The organism is Flavobacterium sp. (genome assembly GCF_013822155.1).
GTDB lineage: Bacteria > Bacteroidota > Bacteroidia > Flavobacteriales > Flavobacteriaceae > Flavobacterium.
In genome coordinates, this window is sequence record NZ_PNJW01000206.1 from 1 (window position 1) to 1,080 (window position 1,080).

General features: G+C 32.7%; 1 protein-coding gene. It reads left to right on the plus strand.

Translation table 11 applies throughout. The features are described from left to right. A partial coding sequence (locus tag C0512_RS15965; RefSeq protein ID WP_290863365.1) for an XRE family transcriptional regulator occupies nt 1-702 on the plus strand: 702 nt, incomplete at its 5' end. Between the last annotated feature and the right edge of the window lie 378 nt (nt 703-1,080).

The following is a 1,080-nucleotide window of genomic DNA, read 5'->3' on the forward strand; positions in this document are numbered from 1 at the left end:
GCTGCTGACGGAATGAAATTTGGACTTGATCAATATAAGAAATATGAATATGGTAAAAACACTCCTCCTGCTGAAGCATTATTGGTTATCTCACGATTTTATCATATCAGCATAGATCTTCTTTTAAGTATTGATTTGCGAAAAATTGTTGTAGACAATCTTTTAAAGCTGGAAGATAACAGGATTGTTTTGCCTATAACAATTGACAACAATGGAAATAACCTGATTGAAATTGTGCCACATAAAACGAGGGCAGGATATTTAACCGGTTATGCTGATGCCGAGTATATTGAAAATCTTCCACAAATTTCACTGCCGTTTTTAGGCCCAGGTAAGATGAGGGCTTTTCCTATTGGAGGTGATTCAATGCCCCCGCATACTGACCAAAGCTTTATAGTTGGGAAGTATATTGAAAATCTTGGAGAAATAAAAATGGATAAAACCTATATCCTTGTTACTGTAGAGGAAGGAATTACCTATAAACGCTTAAGTAGCAAAAATAAAGATTCAGTTATTGTAGAGCCAGATAATGTAGTTTACAATCCGTACGAAATTAAGCTGTCTGATATTTTAGAAATCTGGGAATATGTAGCGCATATAGGCCGAAGCGATAGTAGGCCTGAAATTTCTGGTCCGAATGATATTAAAGAAATGTTTTTGGAATTAAAGCGTGATATTAATGCTTTAAAAGCAAAATCATAACATTTTTTGAATATGTTAAAGGGATTTAAAATCCCTAAAATTAAATTGATTAAAAGGATTAATAATCCTATATTTGCGGAACAGTTATTTATATTTAAAATAATATTTCATTCAGAATGTTAATTAAATATTGATAAGTATTTCAGGCAATTTCTATGAAGCACTTTTAATTTTTAATTTTGTAGTATGGAGCAAAACAATGGGACAAACAACAATATTTAATTCGTCTTTTAATCAAGCCATTGCAGAATATGGGTTTGATATCAATGACGATGCTCTTTTTCTGACTTCCGGAGAGATTACTGCACATGATCCAGAAATCCGGTTTCATGTAGACAATGCAAGATCTTTTGGTGCCCATGCCATCTTTTTACGTAA